Raw genomic sequence first — 17,432 nt, forward strand, 5'->3', positions numbered from 1 at the left:
CCACTATGACTCATCCACCACCCGCTCCCAGCTCTGAGCAGGCGGCCCGCCTGGTCCGGACCCTGGTCGCCCAGGACCGCGACGCGGCCGCCTTGCTCACCGCCCACCCCGGCCCGCATTGGACACCTGGGTTGGCCGCAGCCCTGTGGGACCTGCCGCTGGGAGAAGCGCAGGACCGGCTGGACCGCCTGGTGCACCTGGACGTACTCCGCCCTCACGAGGCCGGGCACCACACCATGGCCATCGAGGTGCGGGCGGCCCTGGAGCGCACCGCCACCACGGTGCTGTTGCCCGGGTGCCGCCGTGCCCGCAGTCGGGTGGTGGCCTATTACACCGATCAGGCCATCGCCGCAGATCTGGTCCTGGATCCGGGCCGGTGGCGATGGCACCCGCCCGCGGTCGAACAGATCCGCCACACCAGGGCCCGGGTCGCCACCCTGGAAGAGGCCCAGGCATGGCTGGACGATGAGCTAAACAACCTGGTGGCAGTGGCTGAGCTGGCCCACCACACCTGCCACCACCAGCAGGTCATTCTCATCGCTGATGCGATCAGCTCCAGTGAGGGCGTCGCGCATCGGCCCGCCGCGCTGCGCAGGATCCTGGAGTTTGGTGCGGCCTCCGCCGAGGGCTCAGGTGATGAGGGTGCCCAGGCGGTGATGCATCAGGCGATGGCCGCTCACCACCTGCGCTGCGACGACGCCGAGCAGGCGCTGGCCTGCGCCCAGTACGCGCTGGCTTTGTGGGCCAGCGCCGCACCCCGGCGCGGGCGTCCCTACCACGAGCGGGGTCTGGTTCACCTGTACCTGCTGCTGGCCCAGGCCCACGACCAGGCCGACGATGTGCTCTCCGCGGCCCGCTATACCGATCTGGCCAAGAGCGTCAACGCCACCTACGACCACCCACGCGATACGGCCCTGGTCAGCTACCACCAGGCGAGAGCTCTGCATACCGACGAGCGGTTCCAGGACGCAGCGTCGCTGTTGCGCTCAGCCCTACCCCCTCTGGCTCAGGCCGGTGAACAGGTATGGGTGGCACGTGTGCACCGGGCGTTGTGCGAGGTGGGCATGGACCTGGAGCAGTACAAGGCCGCCCGCGAGCACGGGCAGGCCGCCCTGGATGCGCTCTCGCCCCCGGTCGCTCCGCTGGTGTGCGCCCACGTTCACGAGTCCCTGGCGTGGGTGGCCCACAAACTGGGCGAGTCGGCCCGGGTTCGGGACCATTTCGAGCAGGCCAGGGCCTATTCGGCCTCCGTAGCTCCCGCCTACGCCAGGCAGATGATGGCTGCCCGCGATGAACTCGGCCCCATCCCAGGGGGGCACCTGTGGCCCTGACCCGCGCCTACGCCGCGCTGACCCCCAAGGCCCGCACCTTGCACCAGCTCCTCGTGCTGGTCCCGGGTGAATCCTTCGCTGTTGAGGCCGCCGCCGCTCTGATGGATCTGCCCCTCGCCCAGACCCAACCGCTGCTTGATGAGCTGGTTGCCCAGCGGCTGCTCACCCATGCTGAGGGGCGCTACCGCCAACACCCCCGAGCCCGGGCCCATGCGCTGGAGGTGAGCCGTGAGGCCCACCCGGCCCCAGCAGAGACGGCCCCGGCCCTGCACCGCCTGTTGAGGTGGTACCTGCACACCGCCTCAGCCGCCTCTGCTGTCCTGGACCCACACCACTGGCGCACCACCCCCCTGCCCCCGACCCGCGTCTTCACCCCCATCGGGGCGCTTACGTGGTTGGACGCTGAGCTCGGCGCGCTGCGCCTGGCGGTGCGCCTGGCCTCCGAGGTCGGCCACCCCAGCCTGTGCTGGCAGTTGCACGAGGCGATGCAGCCCTACCTGCGGCTGCGCAGATCCTTCACCCTCTGGCAGGAGACCGTGGGCTGGGCGCGGGCCGCCGCACGCACCGCAGCCGACACCGTCGGCCAGGCCCTGACCGTCACCAGCCAGGCCACTCTGGCCCGCGACATGGGAGATGGTCAGGGCGCGGCCAGGGACTACGCGCACGCCCTGGAGCTGTGGGACCGCACCGGGCGCATGGCGGGCTACGCCCACACCCTGATCGAGTACGCGCACCTGGAGGTGTCCTCTGACCGGTGCGGGCGGGCAAGGTTGAAATTCCTCGACGCGCTGGAGCTGGCCCAGAGCGAACAGGACCCGGATCTGGAGTTGCGGGCCTGGGCGGGGTTGGGCCAGGCCGAACTGGGCCAGTGCCGCCCCAGCGAGGCGTTGGACTGCCTGGAGCAGGTCGTGGAGGCTCCCGCCACCGCACCGGGGCTTCGCCTGCAGGCCCTGACCGGCATGGCCGCCGCCCACTTGCAGCGCGAGGATCCGATCAGAGCCGCGCACCTGCTGCAACGGGCCGACCTGCTGCCCGTTCTGGACCCGGTCGCGGTCGCTGATGTGGACCTGGTCCGTGCCCACCTGCACGCGGCGACCCCCGAACATGAGCGCACCCATCTGGTGCGCGCCTACACCGTGCTGCGCAGCGCGGGCGACCCACGTGCGGACGCCCTCCAAGCCCAGCTCGACGAACTGGGCGGGTGAGGCCGATGTCCACCTCCGCCCAGCTCTGGCAGAGCAGGGGCCGATTCCCCCTCGCGCTCACCTGCGAGCTCCCGTACTGGATGGTGCAGCTGGGGGTCTACCTCTACGCGCTGGATCTCCTGCTCGGCTGGGGCGCCCATCCAGGGCTGAGCTGGGTGGCATTCCTAGTGGCCTGGGGCGCCACCACCGCTCTGGTGCCCTGGCAGGTGTGCGTTCTCGCGGTAGACGAGAGTGTGCGCCGAGCCCAAGCACGCGGCCCCTACCGTCCAGGACCCGTCTCGTGGATCTGGGCGCTCCTGATCGCATCGCTGTGGATCTGCTTCTGGGTGGAGCATCCCCTGGCGGCCACAGTCATCGTCGTGGTCTCCGGGCTCGTGAGCTTGCTGTCGATCCGGCGTTCCCGCGAAACAAGCAAGGGCTGGAGGTGAGCTCCCCTTCGTCAACCACCCGCGCAGACGCGCCCTTCTCCCGCTCAGCGGCCGGTCGAACACCGACCGGTCAAGCCCGGCCCGGTCAGGGCCAGCAACCCACCACCACAGGAAGCCGCACCATGGACACCATCTTTCGCTGTATGTCCGCCAACGTCTGGCGCTCCGCAGTCTTGACGCCCGAAGGCACCCGCCAGAACCGGATCCCGGCGCTGTGTGAGGCCATCACCGCCCAGTCCCCGCACCTGCTCGGGGTGCAGGAAGCCAACGAGTGGGCCAAACACGACCACCGCCTCCTGAACGAGGTCACCGAGCGGATCGGCCTGAGCGCGGTCCCGGATTCCTTTGCCCCCGACCGCTCCACCGGGCTGCTGTATGACCCCCAGGTGATGGGGCTGGTCGAGTGGGAGCCCGTCTTTGAGGCCAACGCGGGGTTCGGCGGCACAGCACTGTTCGACGTCGGAGGGCCCTGCTTCCTGTCGGTGATCGTCGTCCACCTGTCCCACCAGAGCGCCCCACGGGCCCTGCACCAGGCCAGCCTGGTCAACGACAGGGCGCGGCGCGTAGCCGACCGGCGCCAACCCCCCGGCACGGTACGCGCCGAGGCTTCCCTGGTGTTCGGTGACGTCAACCAGCCCGACCTGTTCCACCCCGGCGCCCCTCCCGAACCCGCGCCGGAGTCCCTGCCCGCGGCCAACCTCGCCTACCGGTTCAAGGGACGGGCTGGCGCGGAAACGGTGAATCGGGACGTGGCCGAGCTGTTCGAGCGCTGCCGGTGGCACAACGTGGCCCATCTGCTGACCGAGCAGACCGATGACCCCGGAGAGCAGGCCCGGCTCTTGGCGCCCACCGGCCACAACGGCGGGTTCGCCGTCGACCGGGTGCTGGTCACCCAGTCGGTAGCGCCCGCGGTGAGCAACCTGCGCCACGTGGACATCCCCAGCGACCACCGGGCCCTGGTGTGGGAGCTGGCCCCCGAACTGATCGACCCCGCGTTGACCACCCGTCGCCACATCTAGCCCATCCCAGGGGGCGCCCCTCGGGCTGCCAGACCCGCCCCCTTTTTTCCTCTTGTGACTGGTCAAGGAGTGCACACCGCTGTGAGCTTTCGCCCCCCACTGCCCGTTGGTATCGCCGTGGCCCCTCACGTGTCCGGGGTCTGGACCTGGAGCGTGCACACCCCCACCACACGGTGGAGAAGCACCGACGCGACCGCGGCCAGAGTGGGCGAGTTGGCGCCGGTGATCGGCGAGCAGATCACCACACGGATGGGCAAGCACATGGTCCTGGTTGGCCCGCCCGAACTCGGTCTGGACACCCCCGGCTCGGCCGTGGTCACCGCGGACCTGATCGAGCAGGCGCGCTCTTTGGCCACCCAGGCCGTCTCCGATCTGTCCACGGGCCACTTTCGCACCCTGGATCTTGGTCTCCTGCCCGCTGACCCGGGTCGGCTGCCCGGCCCGGCGTGGACGCTGGCGGTCCACGCCATCAGCGACACCGAAGGCGCGGACTGGGCCTGGGTGAGCGGTGCGGGATGGTACGCCATCGGCACCCACCCGCAGGTGGGAGCGCCAGCCGACCAGGTGGCTCGCGCTGGCATCGAACACGCCGCTTCCATTTCGCCTCTGGGCGGGCGGGTGCGGGTGCTGTGTGACGACTACGACGCAGTGCAGGCGGCCGCGACCATGGCGCGGGCCGCCCACCAAGCCCGCCTGCGGGCTGATCCGCGAGCAGTCGCAGAGCTGGAGATCGACTGGATCGAGGCCGACTCCACCCCTGAGCACACCGCGGCCATGGACCTGTGCGAACAGACCATGGCGCCCCTTCCGGCCCCGCCCGCTTCCCCCGACGCGGCCCTGACGGAGCGCCCGGCGCAAACACCCTTGGTTCCTTCACCACCGCCAGAGCCCGAACCCGAGCCTGAGCCCGAGCCGGTGCAGGTGCCGGCCCAGGTGTCTGCGTCACCGGCACCACACGTTGAACCCTCGCCCCTGCCTGCCCCACCCGCACCGGTCCAGGGTGGGCTGGAGTTACGCCCTGAACAGCGCGCGGCCATCACGCAGATCGTGCGGCTGTGGGAACGCGATGGCCTCGCCCAGCTGCGGTGGCCCTGCGGGTACGGCAAGACCGTGGCCTACGCCGGCGCGGCCCTGGCGGTGAACGCTTCCTTGACGGCGGTGGTGGTCACCACCCTGGAGCTGGTGGAACAGATCGCCCGTACCTGGCAGGGGTTGTGGGGCGCCCAGTTGGACCGGGTCGTGGCTGTCTGCTCCGACCAGGAGATTCTCCAGGCAGATCAGGCCCGGCCCACCGACGCCTTCGACCAGGAACTGTCGGTGTTCACCGACCCAGACCTGCTGGTCAAGGCCTGCTCAGAGCCGGGCCACACCCTGGTGGTAGTCACCTACCAGAGCCTGGAGGTGCTGCTCAAGGCGTGCGCCAACGGCCTGGATCTGGGGGTGTTGGTCGCTGACGAGGCCCACCACACCGCGGGGCCCGAAACCTCGGTGTGGACCCGGGTACACCAGATCGACGCGCTGCGCCTGTACGGCACCGCCACCCCCCGCTTCATCGAGGCCGCCCCGGATGGGCCTCGCTATTACTCCATGGAGGACACGAGCACCTTCGGCCAGGTCGCTGATGAGCGCACCTTCGGCCAGGGCATCGAGGAGGGGCGTCTGGCCGATTACCAGGTCATCGCCTCGGTGGTCGACCAGGCCAGGATCCTGGCCGCCATCCAGGGCCGCGAGGAACTGGGCGCCAGCCACGTGCGGTTGTCCGCGGACCTGGTGGCCGCCCAGGTCAGTGTGCTCGACGCCATCACCACAGGCGACCTGCGCAGCCTGATCTGCTTCGCCCCCACCCTGGCCTGGGCCGAGGCGTTCACCGGCTCCCTGAATGAGATGGCCACGCTCGTGGGAGGACAGGCGCCCGACCGGGAGCTGGTGGCCCTGCACATCAACGCCTCCTCCGGCGGCCCGGCCCGTACCCGAGCGCGATCCTTGCTCGCCGCGCCGGGCGAAAGGGTCGTCGTGGTCACCGTCGTGGGCTGTTTCGGTGAGGGGGTGGACGTGGCCGCGGTGGACGCGGTGGGTTTGTTCAGCGCGACCGCGTCGTTGGAACGGCTGCTCCAGCAGATCGGCCGGGCCCTGCGCAAGGGCGGGCGAGCGGACAAGGTCGCCCAGCTGATCACCCCGATGTACACCACCGCCTCAGATGATGCGTCTGCGGTTTTGGAGGAGACCTCCTACGCCGCGCTCGCCCAGGTACTGCGCGCCCTGCGTTTGGTGGACGCCCGTTTCGACGCCGCCGTGCACACCCACTTGCGCACCGGACAAGGGTTGGAGCGGTGGGTGCGCCCGCGTCAGCTAGCGTCCGGTTCCCCGCAGATGAAGGTTGATCTTCCGGCGCTGGCCGAGGCGATCAGCACCGTCATCCTGCCCGATCTGAACTCCTCCTGGTGGAGAAACTTCGCCCTGTGCCAGAGGTGGGTGCGCGCCCACGGCACCCTGCGCGGGGACACCGCCTTCGTCACCATCACCGGCTCCCCGATGCGGGGGTGGCTCATCTACCAGCGTCGGCTCTACCGGCGGGGCCTTTTGAGTCAAGACCAGATCGCGGCGCTCACCGGTCTGGGCTTCGTGCTGGACAGCTACCGGGGCAGGTTCTGGGACCGGCTCGTCGCCGAGACGACCCAGTGGCGAACCCACCAGGATGACCTACTCCCCAGCTCTGATCACCCTTTCAACGCCACGCTGAACTACGCCCGCCAACTCCGCAAGTGCAACTTCTTCACGACCGGGCAACTGGCGTGGCTGGACGAACAGGGCATGATCTGGGATCCCCTTCACGCTGAGCGCAGCAACCGCATCACCGAGCTGGGCGAGTTTCTCGCTGCCCAGCAACGCCTTCCCGACCCCCTTTTCACGGCTCAGGAGCAACGGCTGGCCCGGTATGTGGCCATCCTGCGTGAGGCTCATCGTGCAGGCTCCCTGCACCCCGACCACGCAGCGCAGTGCCAGCGCTGGCAGGTACCGCTGAGTACCGGCGGCTCCCGGATCCCCCCGCCCTCACCGGACCGCCGCATCCAGGTGGTGGGCGAGCTAGCGCCCAAAGCCCGGGTGGAAGAGATTGTGGACGCGGTGGGCAGGGGGGCGACCAACGACGAACTGGCTCAGGCCACCGCAGTGGCCGCGCCCTCGATCTCGACTCGGCTCACCCGCAACGGCCATCCTCCGCTCACGCGTCTTCGTGAACAGGCGCTGGCCACCCACGCCGCCCAGGCCAGCTGTGTGCAGGACTTGGTGGGCATCGCTGGCCGATTCCAGGTCACCCCGTCCCGGGTGGCCCGCCTGGCCCCCGACCACCTACGCCAACAGGTCGACCCATGACCTTCACAGGCCAACACCGCAACCCCCTTGTCGGCTTCGCCCCCGGCCAGAGCCCGTACCCGCCCCCGCAGCTTCCTCACCCCTGATGGAGATCGACCATGTCCGCCCCCTCCAGGTTCGGCTGCCTGAGCTGGACCAGCATGCCCTGCCGCCCCTTGAGCGAGCAGATCGCCCTGGCCGCAGCCCCCGGACTGGGGCAGCTGGAAGTGCACCTGCCCCAGGTGCTGGCCGAAGGGGCCCAAGCGGTGGCCAGCGCGCTGGCCCGGCACCGGGTGCGGGCGGTGGCCGCCACCGGCCTGATGCCCGGCTCCCTCCTGCACCAGGACCTGGACCTGCCCCGCCTGCGAGAAGGGTTGGCGGCCTTGGATCAGATCGGGTGCCCGGTGGCGGTGCTGACGTTGGACCACACCATCACCGCCCCCTACCCGCAGGCTGAGCAGGAGACCCTGAAGCGGTTGCGCGCCCTGGTCGGCACGGCCGCCACCTACGGTGTGCGCCTGGCCGTGGAGGCGCTGGGCACCCCCGGCGGACACACCCCGGCCCAGGGCAGCGGCCCCGAGGCGGGGATCCGCACCCTGCTCCAGGTCGCCGAACTCCTGGACGGGCTCGGCCGCAAGTCCACCCGGGTGGGGGTGTGCGTGGATGCGGTCTCCTGGGCCGCCACCGGCGCCCACATCGAACACATCACCGGTCTGGGCCACCCCGTGCGACACGTGCGGGTGGCTGACGCCCCCTGCCCACGCCGACTTCCCGTGGCCCAGTGGCGGCCCGCCCACCGGCTCATGCCGGGTGACGGGGCCCTGGACTGGACCTCCTTTGGCACCGCCCTGGCCCAGGCGGACTACAGCGGCCCGTGGGCGTTGGCCGTGACCAACCCCGGCATCCGTTCCCTGCCCGGGCCAGAGCTGGTGGCCCGAGCCCTCGCGGCCACCCAGTACCTGCACTCGAGCACCACCACCAAGCCTTCCGCCACCCGAGCGGCCTGAGCCAGACACCACACGAAAGGACGACCACCCCTATGAGCAGTGCGGCCACGCCAGAGTTGCCCCAGCAGCTACTGGACAGTCAGACCTGCCTCAGCGCCGACGAGCGCCAGGCCAGCATCGACGCCTTCAGCCCGGCCATCGTCCCAGGCCCGCTACAGACCCCCGCCTACGCGCGCGCCGTTCTGTCCGCCTGCGGAGTCACCAACCCCGCCACTCTGGAAGAGGCGGTGCAGCTGAGGATGGGCCGCGGCCACCATGTGCGCACCGATCACGGACACCCTCACCGCTACCTGCTGACCGAGCAGGCCCTGCACACCCCCTGGCTGGGGGCACAGGAGGTGGGTGAACAACGCGCGTTTTTGCGCGAGTGCGTTCAGCTTCTCCACCTGCGGGTTCGGGTCCTGCCGACATTCAGCCCCATCCCCTGGACCGGAGCGTTCGCGATCCTCACCTACGCCGAGGGCGAGGCATCGGTGAACGTGGAAACCCCCACGGGCAGGTTGGTGGCCCCCCAGGAGATGATGCCCGCCTACCGGGCCCACTTCGAGGCCTTGTTCGCTGCCGCCCAGCCCCTGTCCCGCGTGCTGGCAGCACACGAAGGGACCGGTCCCCAGTGACACGACCCAGCGCCGAGCCCACCAGCACTCGGACCACGGCCAAGAGCCGATACATGGCCTTGGCCAGGGAACTGGCGCGTGCGTGGGCCGATACGCCACCGGCGCCCCGCGAGCTCTACCAGGAAGGGCACTGCCGCTCACACCCCGACCTGCCTCCCGAGGCCTGGTTCCCCGCCCAGGGCCTGGGAGAGGTCGCTCGTCAGGCGCGCAAGGTGTGCCGCTCATGCCCGGTGCGGGACCTCTGTCTGGCGTGGGCTCTTGAGGCCCAGATCGCCGACGGCATCTGGGGTGGCACCAGCCCCACCGATCGCAAATGGATCACGACCTCTGACATACCCGCCTACCTGCACAGCGAGGCTTTTGCATGAACCGCGCACACGAGCCCGCCCAAGTCCCCGAACCCCTGACCGGAGCCCCTTCCATGAACCCGCCGACCCGGCGCCACCGTGAACAGGACTGGGCGATGGTGGTGCGCAGGGCCGCCGCCCTGTGGGAAACCGAACCCCGCGACTGGCTCACCCCCGTCCAGGCCCGCGCCATCACCGGACTGGGCCCACAGCCGCTCAGCCAGCTCGCCGACGACGACCAGGTACGCACCCAGCGCACCTCGGGCGGGCACCGCCGCTACAACCGCGCCCACCTGATCGGCTACCTGCGCGAGCACGGTCATCCCCTCACACCCCTGGAGGGGGTGGTCGAACACGCCCGCATCCACGGCGCCGCCTTGGATCGCCCCGCCTACCACCAGCACGCCGCCCACACCCGCCGACGCTGCGATCTGAGCGGACCCATCTACCGGCTGGACCTGCACACCCACGCCGGGGACGACCAGGACCCCGCCTGGCAGGCCTGGCAGGAAGGAGATCGGGCGCGGGCCCAACAGCTGCTGAAGGAGGAGCTGCCCGCCCTGCAGGCCCAGCACCGTGCCGAACAGAACCGCGGCCTGCCCTGGCGCCGCATCTGGGTCGTGGACGCCCTGTCCACTACCTACCTGGAGTTTTTGGCCCGCGCCCACCGAGTAAAGGCCCAGGCGGGCGGCCAGATCCGGGTGCTCAACCCCGACCTGCTGCGGTCCTGGCAGGTGGACCAGTGGCCCGAGCTGGTCCTGTACCCCAACCGGCTCGTGTACGTGCTGCGCCACGCCTCGACCGGGCACCCCGAGGGTGCCCACCACGCCCTGCTGCCCGACCCGTTGGCACAGGCCGCCCGGCTCCAGCTGGAGCTGATGTGGCAACAGGCCGGACCTCGCTCCCTGGACCATCTCCTGGGCCGCCACAGCGGGCCCTGACCACCCCGACCGTGCTGGAGGCCACCAGGTCAGAACACACCCTGCGCGAGGTCGGGGTCGGGAAGGCCGCGACCACAACCCCGCACACGTCGGGGCGGTATCGGCGCCGCTTTCGGGGGGTGACTATCCCCCCGATTTTCCCGGGCACCACCAGCCCGGGCTGGTGGCCGAGAGCGCCCGGGGCCACCACCGGTTGGGGTCGCGAGCCCGGCCCGCCTTGTAGTGGCACCGATCTGGTCGGCCCAGAACACGAAAACACCTCGAAGAAGGTCACCGCCAGCGGACATGATCGCTGGCGTCCACCACCATCCACGACTTCAGGGAGACCCTCATGCACCGACATCGCCACCACGCCACACCCCAACCCCGCCCGCCCCGCATGGAAGGACCCTTGCGTGACCAGTGCCGCACAGCACACCCCCACCCCCACCGCCACCAGTACCAGCGCTGACCCCGCTGATGAGCACGAAGACCTGTCCCTGCCCGAGCTGAAGACCGCACGCTACTTCCACTTCCAGGAACAGGTCGCCACCGCCTCCTGGGCGACGATGGCCCGCCGCATGCCCTCCCTGCTCCGGCACGCCATCGTGCTGGCCTGGCAGAGCAGCCCCCGCGATGTGCTGGCCACCACCACCTTCAACATCGGAGTCGGTGCCGCCACCGCCTGGGCCCTGGTCGCCACCACCAGCGTGCTGGACCAGCTCTTCTCCACCGTCCCCACCCCTGACCGGGTGATGGCGGCCCTTCCCGCCCTGGTGTGGCTGGCGGCCGCGCTGGTGACCCGCGGGGCGTGCTCAGCTCTGGCAGGCCGGGCCCAGGCGCGCCTGGAACCGCAGGTGGTGGTCACGGCCGAGGAACGCTTCATGGGCGATGCCACACACGTGGAGCTGGCCGCCTTCGACGACTCCGACTTCCACGACCACCTCTTCCGCTGCTACCTGCGCGGCTGTGACGAGGGCGGCGCGCTGGTGCGCCATGCCACCGACGTGCTGACCGGCCTGGTGAGCGTCGTCGCCGCGGCCGGGGTCCTGACCGCGCTGCACCCGGTGCTGGTGCCCCTGCTGCTGCTGACGATGGTGCCCCAGTGGTGGGGGTCGGCCGCCGCCTCACGTCTGCGGTACCGCACGATGCTGGCCATCACCCAAGGGCGCCGCCGCAAGCACCTGGTCGAAAGGCTGATGATCGACCGCACCACCGCTGCGGAGGTGCGTTCCTACACCATGGCCGACCGGTTGACCTCGGCGTTCTCCAAGCTCGCCCGGCACGAGCTGGCCGTGCACATGCGTCTGGCCACCCGCATGGTCACCATCCGCCTGGCCGGTGACACCGCCAGCGGCCTGGTCATGGGCCTGGTCTTCGTGGTGTTGGGGTGGCTGCTCGTGCAGGAGATCGTGCCGATCGCGACCGCCGGAGCCGCGGTGGTCGCCATCCAGGTCGCCCGCGGCGCACTGAGCCGGGCCCTGTCCTCGGTCGCCCAGGTGTATGAGTCGGGCCTGTACTTCTCCGACTACCTGAACTTTCGCCAGGAAGCCCGCACCCGCCTGCCCGGCCAGGACCTGGCCCCGGCCCCGGCCGGTTTCGACCAGATCTTGGTCGAGAACGCCACCTTCACCTACCCGCAAAGCGCCGGTGAGGACGAGTCGCCCGCACCCTGGCCACAGGGGGCCTGAGCGACGCGGCCGCTCTGGTGGCCCAGCGCACCGGCGACACCTCCCTGCTGGGCGCGACCGGGCGCGGTCGATGCAGGGTCGACCAGTTCTGGATCACCCCGCCCCTGGTGCCCGCCCTCACCGACTACGAGCACCACGCCCACCCCTACTCCGACCACCACCTGATCCTGACCCGCCTGGACCCGACCCTGGTGGACCTGAACGCCGCACTCCCGGAGTGGATCTGATGCTCCGCCCCCTGGATATGGCCTCCTCACGGTGGCCGGACCGCGCCGTGCCGCACCTGTACCTGCTCCCCGACCTTGCCGATGAGCACAACGCCGGTTTCGCTCAGCTGGCCGCAGGCTGCCACGACCTGCTCGCCCACCAGTTCAGCGCCCTGATGGAGCCGGTACCGACCCGGTGGTGGCATGCCACCGTGCGGATGCTCTCGCCCCTCCACGCCACCCCGCCCTCACCGGAAGCGCTGCACGCCCTGGCACGCGAGCTGCAGCCGCACCTGGACCACCAGCCCCCTCTGACCTTGCAGGCCACCCCCGTCCTGGGCCCTGGAGTGTGCGGGTGGGGCTGGAGCCCACCGAGCACTTCACTGACCTGGTCAGGGTGTGCACCCAGGTAGCGGCCCGGGTCCTGGGACCCGAATACCCGGGGGATTCCTACCGGCGTGCGCACATCACCGCCGGCTACTGCCACACCGCAGGCGATGACGCACCGTTGAGCGCGGCGCTGCGCGCCCTGGGCTCCCGGCCGCTGCGCCTGTCCTCGCTGTCGCTGGTGATGGCCGTCCAACGCCAGGGGCCGCGCCGTTTCGAATGGGCCGATCCGGTGGCGACCCTCCCCCTGGGAGGTGCTCTGCAGCAGGACCCGCCGTGAACAGGCCCACCCCACCACCCCCGTGACAGACCACAGAAAGGACGGCCCGTGCACCCCTTCATCGGCCAGGGCACAGCCCAGTGGCCTCCCAACACCTGCGTCCCGCACCTGTACCTGCTCCCGGACCGGCACGACCCAGCCAACGCAGGGTTCTTCGATCTCGCCCGCCGCCACCGCACCATCCTCACCGGGTTCACGGACCTGCTCACCCCGGTCCAGGAGCCGTGGCTGCACGCCACGGTCCAGATGGTCACCGACCCCCATACCCCGCCCCTGGGCGAGCCGGTGATGGGCGAGCTCATCACCCATCTGCGCTCACGCCTGGAGCCCCTACCAGAGTTCACACTTCAGGCCGCACCGCACGTGGGCAGGTACGGGCCCGGCCTGGACCTGGCACCGGATGACGATTTCGACCAGCTCGTCGAGGTGACCGGCACGGCCTTGGACACCGTCCTGGGCCGGGCCCGCGCCTCCTACCGCACCGGCCCCCCGCACATCACCACCGGCTACTGCCACACCAACGGCGACTCCGGGCCGGTGGCCAGCGCCCTGCGCGCCTGCCGCCCCTCCCGCGCCGAGCTGGTGTTCTCCCAGGTGGCGTTGGTGATGGTCACCCAAGACGCCGACCGCCACACCTACCAGTGGGAGCCCCCGCTGGCCCTCTTCGACCTGCAGGGGGCCGCCCGGTGAGTCTCATCCGCTCCGCCGTGGCGGCCGGCTCTGCCCACCGCCCCACCGAGGACTGGATCCGCGCCACCCCCACCGCGATGGTGCTGCTCGATGGGGCCGGCGGCCCCGCTGAACTGGCCACCGGCTGCTCCCACGGCACCGCCTGGTACGTGCACCAGCTCGGTACCGCGTTGCACGCCCTCCTCGCCGCCCCTGACCACCACCACACCGGCCTGCGTGCGTTGTTGGCCCAGGCCATCACCACCGTCGCCGCCACCCACCCCGACTGCGACCTGACCCATCCGGGCACCCCCTCAACCACCGTGGTGGCCCTGCGCCACCGGCCCGGCCAGGGGTGGGACCACCTGGTGCTGTCCGACTCCACCCTGATCCTGCAACCCCCCGGCCGCGACCTGAGCGTGGTGTGCGATAACCGCATCGACACCGTCGCCCCCACCGAGAAAGCCGCGATGGAATCCCACCCCCTGGGCAGCAGCGCACACCAACGGCACCGCATCGCCAAAGTCGAACGCGAACGCACCATGCGCAACATCGTGGGCGGGCACTGGATCGCGGCCGCCGACCCCACCGTAAGCACTCAGGCCCTGACAGGCTCCGTGCCCTGTTTGGACCGTGCGGTGTTGCTCAGCGACGGCGCCGCACGGTGGCTCGGTTTCACCCACCGCGGCCCACGAGAGCTGCTGCGGGCCCTGGACGAGGTCGGCCCGGACGAGCTCATCGGTCAGGTACGCACCTTCGAAGCCCAGGACCCCACCGGCACCCACCTGCCCCGCCCCAAACCATCTGATGACGCCGCGATCATCGACGCCCACCTGAACGGGAGCCCCGTATGAGCCACCCCCACACGAGCACGGTCCGGGTGCTGATATTCAACGTCCGCAAGCGCGATGAGCCCCTTCAGGGCTCTGTCCCCGACTTCACCGACCACGTGCAGGCCATCACCGCGCACGACCCCGATGTGGTCCTGCTGCAGGAGCTGGACGGCACCACCGGCAAACCCCGAGGAGCCAACGGCCGCCCGCTGCCTGGGGCCGCGGTGGACACCCGCCAGGCCGACCGGCTCGCCCACTGCCTGGGCATGCGCATCCGCATCGCCGACTCGCCGACCTCTACAGTGCACACCGCTATCGCTTGGCGTCCCGACCTGGAACTGCTGCGCTGGGAGGAGCTGATCGACCGCCCCTTCCACCACGGCCAGGCACTGGCGGTCCTTCACGGCCCCGGCTGGGCCCATCCCCTCACCGTGGCTAGTGTCCACTTCGACCCGTTCAGCGCCTGCCATGCTGCAGAGGAGGGCCGCCACCTCATCGAGCCGCTACTCAAACCCAACCCGCTCGCCTTGGCGGGCGGGGACTTCAACACCCCCACCGCCACCGATGTTGAGCGGGGTGTGGACTGGGCTGGCCTGCCCCCGCATAACCGCTCTGCCCGTCTGGTGGCCGACGGCGGGCCGCCACGCCCCAACCTGGAGCTGGACCACGTACTGGCCCTGGCCGACCTAGCCGACCCAGCCGAGTACTTGCACGCCCAGAGCGGCGACCCCGAGCTGATCGCCGCCACCGGCAAAGGAGGGCTGCGCGTGGACCGGTTCCACCTCACCCAACCGGTGTTGGAGTACGTGGTGGACTGTCGTCCCGTGCCAGGCCACGGGGCCAGCGACCATGTGCCGGTCCTGCTCACCCTGGCCCTGCCCACCCTCGCAGCAGCCACATGAGGCCGCACGAGCAGTCCAGCCTGGCCGCCTTCGTCAACAGCTGCACAACCATCGGGCTGTGCCTGATGGGCGCGGCCGCGCTGATCGTGATCACCAGTGCTCCGCCCGTGCTGTTGATCGCGACCGCGTTGATCACCGGGGCCGCTGGTGGCCTGTGGACCACTGAGCTGTTGGGAGCCCGGTCACGCAACATCCGTTGAGGACGGGGTGGCGGCCCTCACCGAGGGTCTGCCACCCCAAGCGCGTGTTTCCTCGAACGCCGGTGTGGCCGCACAAGAGCGCGAGCGCTCCAAGACCCGGCCCCAGCCGAGGTGAAGGTCCAGGCCAGCACCAGGACCACAGGGGCGGCGGGGCGATGACGTCTGGGCGGTGAGTCTCTTCAAGCGGGCGGGGCACTGCGGCAGGGCTGGTTCCTGCGGCACGGAGGGCGCGTGTTCAGGTGTTCGTCTCCTTGGCGGGAAACGGTGACGTGGGCGCGAGCTGGTCGGCGTTGAACACTTCGCCCTCGCCGTGCGGACGCTGTTGGCCAAGGTGCACCCTGTACTGGGTCGGCGGCCTCAACGACTCCATGGCCTGAGCACTGTCATGCACCCGTGCGGCCACCACGGTCCCGGTGCGCTCGGCGTGTCCCCCTGAGACGACTTGCACCCGGGCGCCCAGGGGGATCGCACCGATGGCGCGGGCCAGCGCCGGCGCGGCGATGTTCTCCGCCCAGGGGGTGAGGAGAACATGCGCGGCGCACTGGGATCCTCCCCAGGCCACCCCGCGCGCCAGCCCGCCGTAGCGATGACGGTCGGTGCCGTGGAGCGTCGGTGGCCATTCCCGGTGCACCCAAGCCCAGGCCGAGGAGACTTCATCAGCCAGGTCGCACTGGTCCACGTCGTGCCCCAAACCCCGCAGAGCGGCCGGGACGAGCGCGTAGAAGCGTTCGTGGCTGCGCAGCAGCCACACCGTCCGGGCCAGCAGCTCGTCGTTGTCGGCGTCGGGGTGTTGGGCGGCGACCGTGTAGCGGGTCAGCGCCAGCAGGGCACGCACCCCTGTGCCGTCCCAGCTGTGTGCCCCCCAGTGCGGTTTGGCCTGCTCACACATCTGGTCCGCGTCCTGCCAGGCCCGCCACCACGGCCCACGGCGCTGAATCGGCTCCACCTGGTGGGCGGGGACCTGGACTTGCGCGGCCGAGCCGACCCATTGCGCCAGGGCGGCCCAGGCCAGGCCACCGTGGTCCAGGTGCTGGTCGACCGCGGTTTGCACCACCACGGTCCGCTGCCGTTGCCATGGCTCGGAGAACGCGGTCTCCATCGCCGCGACCGCTTCCCTTGCCCGTTGCGGGGCGTCGCGGTGGGCCACCATCTGCGCCAGCGCTGCGAGCCGTTCCTGGTCTTGCGCACGCGGTTTGCCCGCACGCTCATGCCACCACAGCAGGGCGAGGACCCCTAGCTGGTTGGTCAGGTGATCATCGGTGCCCGCACTCAGGTGAGGGGCCAGCATGTCCACGACCGTGAGCACGTCGTGGTCCCAGGACTCCACCAGGCGCTGCTCCCCCAACAGCAGGGGTTCCCAGACGGGGTAGAGGGATTCCACGCTCCGCCCACGTCCCGGAGGGTGTGCGCGGCCTGCCACCCGCGCCAGAACGGTGTGTAGGTGGCGCTCGATCATCCCCGCGTCGCCTTCCAGCACCGCGTGCACAGCATGGGCGGGGATCATGTCGCAGGTGGGAAGACACGCCTGCGCCGCGGCCATGCTCGCCAGGATCCGCACTCGTGTAGTGAGGGCGTCCTCGGCCAGCTCCAGTTCAATGCGGGGGGTGAGGATCTCGGGGTCGCTGATCCACCTGCGGAGGTGGGCGTAGGCTCCGGCCGACTCCGCGAGGGCCCCTGCCCGCTCAGGGAGCGGGTCAGGTTCGATCAACAGATCGGCGATCTGGGGGCAGGGCGGCAGGGAGGCGGTGACGGGTACGGGAGCCAGGCAGGCCCGGTACCTCTCCGGGGTGGGTTTGGTGCGCACCCAGGCCAGAGCGAGAGCGTAGGCGGCGGCCCACCCCGCTTTGTGCCCTTGGCCCAGCAGCTGTGCCACCGCTTCGTCGGCGCGCGCCTGGCTGCCTGCGAGCGTGGTCAGCAGCGGTGCTACTTCTGCCGGGGCACAGGCAGGATTCCCGGTGCTGTCGGTGGGCAGGTAAGCGAGGAGCTCGTCAACGGTGGCCACTCAGGAGGCCCTTCATCGGAGGGGCGCGAACGCGTCG

General features: G+C 70.5%; 18 protein-coding genes. 17 read left to right on the top strand and 1 reads right to left on the bottom strand.

The genetic code is table 11. The features are described from left to right. Positions 1–5 precede the first annotated feature (5 nt). The 17 genes from NE857_RS22280 (at position 6) to NE857_RS22360 (ending at position 15,393) form a co-directional block, all read left to right on the top strand. Positions 6–1,331: a hypothetical protein gene (locus NE857_RS22280; protein WP_254417522.1), complete on the top strand. Its 1,326-nt coding sequence runs from the start codon at positions 6–8 to the stop codon at positions 1,329–1,331. Further along, positions 1,322–2,536, top strand: coding sequence for a hypothetical protein (locus tag NE857_RS22285; protein ID WP_254417523.1), 1,215 nt, complete (start codon positions 1,322–1,324; stop codon positions 2,534–2,536). The genes NE857_RS22280 and NE857_RS22285 overlap by 10 nt, the downstream gene beginning before the upstream one ends. A 5-nt stretch (positions 2,537–2,541) precedes the next feature. Further along, positions 2,542–2,964 (top strand): hypothetical protein, encoded by a 423-nt coding sequence (locus tag NE857_RS22290; RefSeq protein WP_254417524.1) that lies wholly within the window; start codon positions 2,542–2,544, stop codon positions 2,962–2,964. A 122-nt stretch (positions 2,965–3,086) separates the two neighbouring features. Beyond that, complete coding sequence (locus NE857_RS22295) at positions 3,087–3,983, top strand: hypothetical protein (RefSeq protein ID WP_254417525.1); 897 nt, start codon at positions 3,087–3,089, stop codon at positions 3,981–3,983. Between the two features lie 81 nt (positions 3,984–4,064). Beyond that, positions 4,065–7,355 carry a DEAD/DEAH box helicase gene (locus tag NE857_RS22300; protein WP_254417526.1) on the top strand — a complete coding sequence of 1,097 codons (3,291 nt, stop codon included), beginning with the start codon at positions 4,065–4,067 and terminating at the stop codon, positions 7,353–7,355. Between the two features lie 98 nt (positions 7,356–7,453). Further along, on the top strand, positions 7,454–8,341 hold the full coding sequence (locus NE857_RS22305; RefSeq protein ID WP_254417527.1) for a sugar phosphate isomerase/epimerase family protein: 888 nt from the start codon (positions 7,454–7,456) through the stop codon (positions 8,339–8,341). Between the two features lie 32 nt (positions 8,342–8,373). Beyond that, a complete protein-coding gene (locus NE857_RS22310; RefSeq protein ID WP_254417528.1) occupies positions 8,374–8,958 on the top strand; it encodes a DUF5753 domain-containing protein in 585 nt (194 codons plus the stop codon). After that, complete coding sequence (locus tag NE857_RS22315) at positions 8,955–9,326, top strand: WhiB family transcriptional regulator (RefSeq protein ID WP_344013696.1); 372 nt, start codon at positions 8,955–8,957, stop codon at positions 9,324–9,326. The genes NE857_RS22310 and NE857_RS22315 overlap by 4 nt, the downstream gene beginning before the upstream one ends. Next, on the top strand, positions 9,323–10,246 hold the full coding sequence (locus tag NE857_RS22320; protein WP_184368703.1) for a DUF6879 family protein: 924 nt from the start codon (positions 9,323–9,325) through the stop codon (positions 10,244–10,246). Before NE857_RS22315 ends, NE857_RS22320 begins: the two co-directional genes overlap by 4 nt. A 395-nt stretch (positions 10,247–10,641) precedes the next feature. Next, on the top strand, positions 10,642–11,916 hold the full coding sequence (locus tag NE857_RS22325) for an ABC transporter ATP-binding protein (RefSeq protein WP_254417529.1): 1,275 nt from the start codon (positions 10,642–10,644) through the stop codon (positions 11,914–11,916). A 17-nt stretch (positions 11,917–11,933) separates the two neighbouring features. Beyond that, entirely contained in the window at positions 11,934–12,143 is a 210-nt protein-coding gene (locus NE857_RS22330; RefSeq protein ID WP_254417530.1) for a hypothetical protein, read from the top strand. After that, positions 12,143–12,535: a hypothetical protein gene (locus NE857_RS22335; RefSeq protein ID WP_254417531.1), complete on the top strand. Its 393-nt coding sequence runs from the start codon at positions 12,143–12,145 to the stop codon at positions 12,533–12,535. The genes NE857_RS22330 and NE857_RS22335 overlap by 1 nt, the downstream gene beginning before the upstream one ends. Then, positions 12,520–12,789, top strand: coding sequence for a hypothetical protein (locus tag NE857_RS22340; RefSeq protein WP_254417532.1), 270 nt, complete (start codon positions 12,520–12,522; stop codon positions 12,787–12,789). The genes NE857_RS22335 and NE857_RS22340 overlap by 16 nt, the downstream gene beginning before the upstream one ends. Before the next feature lie 48 nt (positions 12,790–12,837). Next, on the top strand, positions 12,838–13,479 hold the full coding sequence (locus NE857_RS22345; protein WP_254417533.1) for a hypothetical protein: 642 nt from the start codon (positions 12,838–12,840) through the stop codon (positions 13,477–13,479). After that, on the top strand, positions 13,476–14,312 hold the full coding sequence (locus NE857_RS22350) for an integrase (protein ID WP_254417534.1): 837 nt from the start codon (positions 13,476–13,478) through the stop codon (positions 14,310–14,312). The genes NE857_RS22345 and NE857_RS22350 overlap by 4 nt, the downstream gene beginning before the upstream one ends. Further along, positions 14,309–15,193: an endonuclease/exonuclease/phosphatase family protein gene (locus NE857_RS22355; protein WP_254417535.1), complete on the top strand. Its 885-nt coding sequence runs from the start codon at positions 14,309–14,311 to the stop codon at positions 15,191–15,193. The genes NE857_RS22350 and NE857_RS22355 overlap by 4 nt, the downstream gene beginning before the upstream one ends. Further along, positions 15,190–15,393: a hypothetical protein gene (locus NE857_RS22360; RefSeq protein WP_254417536.1), complete on the top strand. Its 204-nt coding sequence runs from the start codon at positions 15,190–15,192 to the stop codon at positions 15,391–15,393. Before NE857_RS22355 ends, NE857_RS22360 begins: the two co-directional genes overlap by 4 nt. Before the next feature lie 235 nt (positions 15,394–15,628). Here the strand turns inward: NE857_RS22360 and NE857_RS22365 are convergent, their stop codons facing one another. Beyond that, on the bottom strand, positions 15,629–17,395 hold the full coding sequence (locus tag NE857_RS22365) for a hypothetical protein (protein WP_254417537.1): 1,767 nt from the start codon (positions 17,393–17,395) through the stop codon (positions 15,629–15,631). Positions 17,396–17,432 lie beyond the last annotated feature (37 nt).

The sequence above is a fragment of the Nocardiopsis exhalans genome (assembly GCF_024134545.1).
Classification (GTDB): Bacteria; Actinomycetota; Actinomycetes; order Streptosporangiales; family Streptosporangiaceae; genus Nocardiopsis; species Nocardiopsis exhalans.